Annotated in this window: 9 protein-coding genes and 1 tRNA gene; 5 read left to right on the top strand and 5 right to left on the bottom strand. The window is 67.7% G+C overall.

Going from position 1 to position 8,078, the window contains the following annotated elements; all coding sequences use genetic code 11:
• A partial coding sequence (locus IG90_RS0125070; RefSeq protein WP_411572639.1) for a tyrosine-type recombinase/integrase occupies positions 1 to 700 on the top strand: 700 nt, incomplete at its 5' end.
• Positions 701 to 756: 56 nt separating this feature from the next.
• On the opposite strand, the gene IG90_RS0125065 is transcribed toward IG90_RS0125070, so the two are convergent.
• A complete protein-coding gene (locus IG90_RS0125065; RefSeq protein WP_030588753.1) occupies positions 757 to 1,257 on the bottom strand; it encodes a hypothetical protein in 501 nt (166 codons plus the stop codon).
• Positions 1,258 to 1,723: 466 nt separating this feature from the next.
• The gene (locus tag IG90_RS0125060) at positions 1,724 to 2,764 is read right to left on the bottom strand and encodes a hypothetical protein (protein ID WP_051860163.1); all 1,041 of its coding nucleotides are present in this window, start codon (positions 2,762 to 2,764) and stop codon (positions 1,724 to 1,726) included.
• A 138-nt stretch (positions 2,765 to 2,902) separates the two neighbouring features.
• On the opposite strand from IG90_RS0125060, the gene IG90_RS40820 reads away from it, so the two are divergent.
• Together IG90_RS40820 and IG90_RS0125050 are read left to right on the top strand one after the other, a co-directional pair.
• The gene (locus tag IG90_RS40820) at positions 2,903 to 3,208 is read left to right on the top strand and encodes a helix-turn-helix domain-containing protein (protein WP_051860164.1); all 306 of its coding nucleotides are present in this window, start codon (positions 2,903 to 2,905) and stop codon (positions 3,206 to 3,208) included.
• The gene (locus IG90_RS0125050; protein WP_209443571.1) at positions 3,201 to 3,725 is read left to right on the top strand and encodes an ImmA/IrrE family metallo-endopeptidase; all 525 of its coding nucleotides are present in this window, start codon (positions 3,201 to 3,203) and stop codon (positions 3,723 to 3,725) included. The genes IG90_RS40820 and IG90_RS0125050 overlap by 8 nt, the downstream gene beginning before the upstream one ends.
• A 259-nt stretch (positions 3,726 to 3,984) precedes the next feature.
• Here IG90_RS0125050 and IG90_RS0125045 read toward each other — a convergent pair.
• Positions 3,985 to 4,058, bottom strand: a tRNA-Gly gene (locus IG90_RS0125045).
• Positions 4,059 to 4,582: 524 nt separating this feature from the next.
• Between IG90_RS0125045 and dcd the strand changes: the two genes are divergently transcribed.
• Positions 4,583 to 5,158 carry a dCTP deaminase gene (dcd, locus tag IG90_RS0125035; protein WP_030588741.1) on the top strand — a complete coding sequence of 192 codons (576 nt, stop codon included), beginning with the start codon at positions 4,583 to 4,585 and terminating at the stop codon, positions 5,156 to 5,158.
• Between the two features lie 6 nt (positions 5,159 to 5,164).
• On the top strand, positions 5,165 to 5,665 hold the full coding sequence (locus IG90_RS0125030; protein ID WP_030588738.1) for a phosphoribosyltransferase: 501 nt from the start codon (positions 5,165 to 5,167) through the stop codon (positions 5,663 to 5,665).
• Between the two features lie 82 nt (positions 5,666 to 5,747).
• Here IG90_RS0125030 and IG90_RS0125025 read toward each other — a convergent pair whose 3' ends face one another.
• Together IG90_RS0125025 and IG90_RS0125020 are read right to left on the bottom strand one after the other, a co-directional pair.
• A complete protein-coding gene (locus IG90_RS0125025) occupies positions 5,748 to 6,704 on the bottom strand; it encodes a Yip1 family protein (protein ID WP_030588735.1) in 957 nt (318 codons plus the stop codon).
• Between the two features lie 118 nt (positions 6,705 to 6,822).
• The gene (locus IG90_RS0125020; protein WP_030588732.1) at positions 6,823 to 7,974 is read right to left on the bottom strand and encodes an FG-GAP repeat domain-containing protein; all 1,152 of its coding nucleotides are present in this window, start codon (positions 7,972 to 7,974) and stop codon (positions 6,823 to 6,825) included.
• Between the last annotated feature and the right edge of the window lie 104 nt (positions 7,975 to 8,078).

The raw sequence follows: 8,078 nt of genomic DNA, 5'->3' as shown, positions 1-8,078 counted from the left end.
AGACGTCGCAATCCACACCGAACCCGGAAGGCCCTCACCCGTTCAAGATCCCTCAGCCGAGAGCTGCATCACCCGTCCACAACCTCCCGGGGCAATACAGCTAGCGGACGTCATGGGCCCCAGGTGGCGGCTGATGGTCTACTTCGGCGCCTACGGGCCGATGCGTCCGGAGGAGCAGGCGGCGCTGCGGCGGCCCGACGTCACGCTCGAACCGCTCGCGGCCAGGATCAGCGACGCCGCGCCGGAGCTGACCACGGGCCGTCGGGTCGAGGGCGACACGAAGTCGACCGCCGGACGCCGAACCGTCTTCCTCCCGGCCTTCTTGCACATCGAGGTGAAACGCCACCTGGACTGGTACGCGGAGAAGGAGCCCAACGGCCTCCTGTTCGTCGGTGAGCGGGGCGCGCCGTTCCGGCGGTCCACCTTCGGCCGCAAGTGGCGCAGGGCGCGCGCCAAGGTGGGCCTGCCGGAGGACTTCCGCTTCTACGACCTCCGCCACACCGGCCACACCTTGTCCACCCAGTCGGGCGCCACGCTCAAGGACACGATGGTCCGCGCCGGCCAGTCCTCGGAGAAGGCGGCGCTGATCTACCAGCACTCCGACGGGGAGCGGCAGCAGGAGGTGGCGGAGGGCATCGACGTACGGGTGCGTCAGCAGCGTGCTCAGGCCGGTCGGAGGCCAATCAGTTCCAAGGCGTGAGGATGGGGGGCGGGCGGGCTACCGCTCGCCCCGGCGCCGCGTCCCACTCATCGCCATCAGAGGTGCCGACGCATCGCGTTGATGCAAGCGGTCTTGGCGGCGTTGGATCTCTCCCGGGAGTACGCGGTACCCAAGTTCATGCCGCTGTCGGATGTGATGGGGGCGTGGAGCCAAGCCACGCTCATCTGAACACCCGCTTCAGCCCGAGCGGTGGCAACGAGAGTGGCGTACGGTCCGGCCACCGACGACGCTTCGATCTGCAACCACGCTTGGTGGAAGGCCATGCGTGCCAGGATGGAGCTGACCTCGTCGGTCAACTCCCGACGCGCTTCTGGAAGGTCAGGCCGCCGACGGATTCGGTACGGCATCTCCAGGTATTCCTCGACTGCTGTCAGAGCCTCTGCGAAGGTCTTGGACCGTCGCTCTCTCCTCACCGCACGCTGGTTCAGCGTGTAGGTGATGTAGACGCCGAGTAGCGCGATTACGGGGACAGTCAGGGCGGTGGTCTGTGCCCATGACCAGCCGCTCGCCGCCTCTGCGGCTGAGACGATCTCCACGCACTACTCCCAGGCATGCCGTGCGGCGCATCCCTCACGAGCCACCGGCCACCCTGGTCGCCTCCGGTCAGGCGCCAGTAGTGCTCAAGGAACAGGTGCGTACGAGCGACCTCGATGAGGTCGAGAAGCCCGCTCTTGCTTGTCCACCGGTGCTCCTCAGGATCGTACGGGTGCCAGAGGCAAAGGGCATCGTCTACCGGGTACCGATGCTTTGACGCCGCACCTGGGTTTGCGTGCACGCGGGGGAATTCGCTTGGCTGAAGCCCGTAGGTTTCGTACGGCGGGTGCTTGAAGAAGCGGATCTCCACATCGAGCGGCTGGGCTCCCGCAACGTCCAACCCTCTGACCCTGTAGGTCAACGTCTCTGCTTTGTAGGAATGTTGGAGTGCGCCGCCGAAGCGGTGGCGCGCCTCTCGCTCCAGAGGTGCCCACCACGCCGGCTGCACCCCGTACCAGAGGGCCATGCCTACGGGGCCCAAGCGCGAGTCGGGGTAACCCGGGGGGTCAGGAGGCCAAGGCCGGAGGCGGCGCTTCCGGTCGTTGCCACGCTTTGAACCAGACGCGCTGCCTCTTCCTCGGCGGCAGCTTCTGCGTCAGCGGGGTCGATGTCGGGGATGATCTCTGGCAGTACCTGGTGGAGTGCGTGCTGGGCGCTGAGTGGACGTCCTGCTGCCTCGTGGTCGACAGCGAGGTCGATGTAGTCCCTGGCGGTTCGTAGGCGCTTGCGCACGTCCGTGATCGGCAGGCCGAGAGGGATGTCTCCTGCTACGCCCGCGGGGTCAGGGGTGGCTCCGTCTTCGAGCTGCTCTGCCGCATAGGTGAAGAAGAGCTGCAGGGCTTCGATCAGAGGCATGGGCGTGTTGATGCATCCCAAAGCCAGCGCCTTGATGTTCCAGGAGCAGAGAGGCTTGCTGTGGGTCGAGTTCCAGTGCTTGAGCAGCCTCACGACCCGGGCGAAGACCATGTTCGTGTCCTCGATGGCTTTGTGCACCATCAGCGTATGCCTGACCGGATCGGCCCTGTCCCATCTCGCTGCGATCTTGTTGTTGGGGATGAACAGACCCACACCGGTGGGGTGGGGGATGGCCGTCATGACGTCGGCCGTGAAGTCCTGCTGCCCCTTGGTCACCGGGGCGCCGAAGCGTACGAGCACCGCACGTCTCCGGCCGACGACCTCAATCGTGAGGTTGGGAAACTCGTCTTCCAAGCCAGCCCGGATCGCGGCGCGCGCTCGCTCCATCAGCGACAGAGCATCCTTACCCTCAGGTCCGTAGCCTTCCGCGTCGGTGGGAGACAGGATGACCCCGAGGTCGACATCGGTCAGGGGGGTGTTCGCGTCGCCGTGCGCCACGCTGCCGTTGAAGTAGCAGGTCGACCCAGGAAACGCTCGCCTCATACATGCGGTCAGCAAGCTGCGGCGGCGCTTTGCCTCCGCGAGCTCATCGTCTGTCACCTGGATCTTGCGGCGGCCCTCATTGAGCAGGGTTGCTAGAGGCTTCTTCTGCATCAGAACTTCCTTCCTTGTGCTTCCTGCCCCAAGGGATGCCCTATGTTCCAGTTTGCCAAACCACTGTGTTATTCCAGTCTCACAAACATGGTTTGGGAGACTGGAGCCGGCAGTGATGGTGCTCCAGGATGGGAACTGATGGACTATTTCTATGAGCGCTTTGGGGAACGTGTTCGACGGGCCCGCATCGCCTGCGGGATGAACCAACAGGCCCTAGGTGAGGCCGTGGGACTCAATCGGACGTCGATCAGCAACATTGAGAAGGGTCGTCAGCGAGTCGCGCTGCACATGCTCTACGAGTTCGCCGCAGCCTTGCGGGTGGAGCCGGAAGCGCTTCTGCCGACTCCCGGCGATCAGCCAGACATCCTGGATGCAGTGCCGGAGGATGCACGCTCGTGGGCGCAGGATGTGCTCGCGAATGCTGAGGAGGAAGATCGTGGCTAGACGGGCCGAGGCTCGCGCAGCTCAATTGCTTGGTGACTGCGGAGTGTTTTCACCGCCCGTCAACGTCGAGCGGCTCGTCAGGCATCAGGGAGCGATGGTCTCTAGGAGCTCTTTCAAAGATGGTGACGTGTCAGGGATGTTGCTCCGGCGGGACGGGCAGTCGCCGGTGATCGGGGTCAACGACTCCCAACCCCCCTTGCGTCAGCGCTTCACTATCGCCCATGAGCTCGGACACCTCCTGCTGCACCCGGGGCGCGAGGTCGTCCTAGACCGCCCTGTTCGCATCAACCTGCGTGATGGGCTGTCCAGCACCGCTACGGATCGCGAAGAGATTGAGGCGAATGCCTTCGCTGCGAGCCTGCTGATGCCGGCCGATATGGTGCGCGAACAACTCATGCTGCTGCCGGTGGCGATCAGGCAGGATCCTGACCGATGCACGACTGCGCTTGCCGAGCGCTTCGAGGTCAGTGCGTCGGCGATGGGCTTTCGTTTGATCAACTCGGGATTGGTCAGCTGAGGACGCGGGGGCGGCGTCACTCCAAGGGTGCGCATCCTGCCCTGGAGAATAGCCTGCACGTCCCCGCCGAAGGTGGCGCAGATCACTTGTGTTCGCCGACGAAGAGCGAGTCGCCGCCGGGCTGGTGGTGCCGAGATAGATGAGTGCCACCTCGGCTAGGGGGCGATTAAGGGCCACTTGGGGCACGCGGAGGGCACGCCGCACCGCAAGAGGTCTAGACAGCAAAGAAGCCCCGGGTCGCTGGCCTGGGGCTTTCATGTGGAGCGGGTGACGAGAATCGAACTCGCGCTCTGAGCTTGGGAAGCTCATGTTCTACCATTAAACTACACCCGCGAAGCATGCCGATCACCGGCGCTGCATCGTCGCACACTCTACCCCATGTCAGGCCCCCGGCGGATGAGCCGTGGGGCCTCCGTGTCGTGTGGTCGGTGGGAGGGGGAGGGTGGACAGGGTTGTGATGGGCGGGAGTTGGGGGCGTAGCGTGGGTGGTCGGAGTGCCGCGTGGAGTGGCGTCCCGTTCATCCCCTAATGTGGCTTTCTCGTCCATATGTGGTTGGGGAAGGGACTTGATGGAGTCGATGGAGCGCACCGTCGTCCGCTGTGCCGAAGGGCACGTTTTCGCTACCTCGTCGTTCCCGATGCAGCAGCTCGGGGCCGGCCGGATCGGGCCCGGGCGGTTGATCCGGTGTCCTCGGTGTGCCCGGTTGCGGCATGCCGTGCCGGTGGCGTTCGAGAAGCGGTAGGAAGCAGCGGCAGGCGGTAGGGAGAGGCCGTAGGCAGTCGGGGCGGAGGATGTCCGGCAGGCGCGCGGGTGGTCCGGTTGGGGCGGGCTCGCGCGTTCTGCGTATCCTCGGGACGTGCTTCTCTCAGACAAGGACATCCGGGCCGAGATCGACTCCGGCCGAGTCCGTATCGATCCGTACGACCCTTCGATGGTGCAGCCGTCGAGCATCGACGTGCGGCTGGACCGCTACTTCCGGGTGTTCGAGAACCACCGGTACCCGCACATCGATCCGGCCGTCGAGCAGCCCGACCTGACGCGCACCGTCGAGCCGGAGGGTGACGAGGCGTTCATCCTGCACCCCGGCGAGTTCGTGCTGGCGTCCACGTACGAGGTGATCTCGCTCCCCGACGATCTGGCCTCGCGGCTGGAGGGCAAGAGCTCGCTCGGGCGGCTCGGTCTGGTGACGCACTCGACGGCCGGGTTCATCGACCCCGGGTTCTCCGGGCACGTGACCCTGGAGCTGTCGAACCTCGCCACGCTGCCGATAAAGCTGTGGCCGGGCATGAAGATCGGGCAGCTGTGTCTGTTCAAGCTGACCTCGTCCTCCGAGTTCCCGTACGGCTCCGAGCGTTACGAGTCGCGGTACCAGGGGCAGCGGGGGCCGACGGCCTCGCGGTCGTTCCAGAACTTCCATCGGACCCAGGTGTGATCAACCATGGCTGGTGACGTGCGGGAGAACCTTGACTACGAGAGCTTCGGGCGGGCCGTGCGCGAGCTGGCGCAGGCCGTCGCCGACGACGGGTACGAGCCCGATGTCGTGCTGAGCATCGCGCGCGGCGGCGTGTTCGTCGCGGGCGGGCTCGCCTACGCGCTGGACTGCAAGAACATCCACCTGGTCAATGTGGAGTTCTACACCGGGGTGGGGACCACCCTGGAGATGCCCGTCATGTTGGCGCCCGTGCCCAACGCGATCGACTTCTCCGACAAGAAGGTCCTGATCGCCGACGACGTCGCCGACACCGGCAAGACGCTCAAGCTCGTCCACGACTTCTGCGTCGACCATGTCGCCGAAGTGCGCAGCGCCGTCGTCTACGAGAAGTCCCACTCCCTCGTGAAGTGCGAGTACGTGTGGAAGAAGACCGATCAGTGGATCAACTTCCCGTGGAGCGTGGAGAAGCCCGTCGTACGGCGGGGCGGGCAGGTTCTCGACGCCTGACCCCCCGCCGAGTCGTGCGGGTTGCGTGAGAAGGCCCCCGGGAGCGCGTTCCGCGCGCCCGGGGGCCTTCGTCGTACGTTCCTCAGATCGTGCCCAGCTTGATGATCGACAGCAGTGCGATCAGCTGGATCGCCGACGCTCCCAGCGCCTTCGGCCACGGCAGGTCGTGCGACTTGCCGACCATCGACGAGAACAGCGCCCCGGCCGCCAGCCAGGTCAGCCAGCCCACGATCTGGACCAGGGAGTTCTCGCCGCCCAGGAAGAGGGCGAAGAGCAGCCGCGGGGCATCGGTCATCGACATGATCAGCATCGACAGGCCCACCGTCGGCTGCCACGAGCCCGTGCCGCCGAGCTGGCGGGCCAGGGTGTGGGTCACCGCGCCGAGGACCAGGCCGCCGATGACGAAGCCGACGCCGGTGAACAGGACGTACGGGATGGCCGTCGAGATCGTCGCGTTGATCGCTTCTTCGCGCGCCTGGTCGAAGCCGAACAACGCGAGCAGGCCGTAGATGAAGGTGACGACCAGCGCCGGGCCCCAGACCGGGTAGTCCCGCATCTGCCAGAACGTCGGACCCGGGCGGGTCACGATGCCGGTCAGCAGTTCCTTCCAGCGCAGCCGCGGGCCCGCCGGCTGGGCGGGGGCGGAACCGGCGCGGTAGGCGTCGCCGTCGCCGTAGGGGTCCTCGTCGACGCGGAACACCTGCGTGTGACCCGGGTTGTTGGCGTACGGGTCGTGGGGTGCGGGGTCCGCGTACGGGTCGCCGAAGTACTCCGGTTCGCCGTGGCCGCCGTGGCCTTGGCCGTTATGTCCGCGGTGTCCGCCCTGCCCGCCGTGTCCCGCGTAGCCGCCGGTGTTGTACGGGCCCTGCGGGGCTCCGTACGGCGGTGGCGCCGCGCCGTTGCCGGGGCCTCCTGTCGTCGGCCACGGCTGAGCACCGTACGGCGGCTGTGGTGCCTGCCCTCCGTACGGCTGCTGCCGCGCTTGCGGTTGTTGCGGGGTGCGGTTGTCCCGGCCGCGTCCGATCCTGAATCCAGCCACCCGTCGAACGTACCTGGTCCCCGGGGGCGGGGAGTGGGGCCCCGGGGAACCCGTCCGCCATTGCGGCCGAGCTGTGACATCCCCTAAGGGCCGCACCCCGGTCCCCGGGAGGGGGAGTTCAGGGGAGGAACAGGGCCGTGGAGAAGGTGACAACCGGCTCGTCCGTGTTACCCGCCGCGTACAGGGCGATCAGGTCCTGCCGCTCGCCCCGGTACGTCCGCACCACCGTGTCCGGCTTCTTGTCGCCGTCGTAGTCGCCGTGGTCCAGGAGGGCGGTCCGGGTGCGGGCGGTGGTGGTGAGCGGGGCCTCGGGGAGCTCCTCCGCCCTGAACGCGTAGGCGCCGCCCGGCCGTGCCGGGCCCTTCGCGGAGCCGAGCAGCAGGGTCCCCTTGGCCGCCTGCCCGGGGGCGTGCGGGCGGGTGGCGGCGACGAGGTCGTCGTAACCGTCCCTGTTGGTGTCGGCCTGGGGCTCGGGGGCGTAGAGGTACGGGCCGCCGTCGGGCAGCAGTTCCGCGCTGCGCGGGGCCCCGGTGCGGGTGAAGGGGCCGTGCAGGAAGGTGACCTGGCCGGCGCTGGCGGTGACCGCGAGGTCGGCCTTGCCGTCGCCGTCGAAGTCGCCGCAGACCGGCTGCTCGGGCCACTCGTTGCCGAACCGGGCCTTCGCCGGGATGCGTACGGTGACCGCCTTGCCGGTGAGGCCGGCCGGGGAGCCGAAGAGGACCTGGAGGGGTACGGGCGGGGCGCCGATGCCGTTGTACGGGGGGTCGGTGGAGACGATCAGGTCGGTGAAGCCGTCGCGGTCCAGGTCGCAGGCCGTCTCGGCGTCGAACGCGGCGGGCAGGGTGTCGCCGGACTTCGCCGCGTTCGCCCGGGCGCTCAGCAGTTGCCGCGCGGCCGGGTCCAGGGGGCGGTCGTCGGAGCCGTACACGATGCCGATGCCCGCGTCGTCGCCGTGGCTGTCCTCGGGGGCCTTCACCAGGTCGTCGATGACCAGGTCGCGGTGGCCGTCGCCGTTGAAGTCGTACGGGACACGGCTGCCGGCGCCGCGCGGGACGGGGACGCGCGCCGTCTCCGCCCGGGACTGGGCCTGCGCCTTGGGCGGGGTGTCGCCGTTCTTGCCGTCGGACGAGGAGGAGGACGAGAGCCCGTCGGCGGCCGAGGGGCTGCCGCAGCCCGCGAGTGCGAGCAGCAGGCCCGCGCAGCCCACGGCGAGGGCGGCCGTCGCCCTGGTGGTGACCGCCGTCTTCGGGTGCGTGATGCGTGGGCGCACGGGGCCTCGTTCGTCGCTCGTTCGGGTCTGTCAGGTCTGTCGGGTTCTGCAGGGGTCTGCCGGTGTCCGTCGTCGTCCGCCGGTGCGTGGTTCCTGACCCGTAT

The sequence above is a fragment of the Streptomyces anulatus genome, from assembly GCF_000721175.1.
Taxonomy (GTDB): domain Bacteria; phylum Actinomycetota; class Actinomycetes; order Streptomycetales; family Streptomycetaceae; genus Streptomyces; species Streptomyces anulatus_C.
Note: the sequence above shows the minus strand (reverse complement) of the source record. Positions and strands in the feature narration are given on the sequence as shown.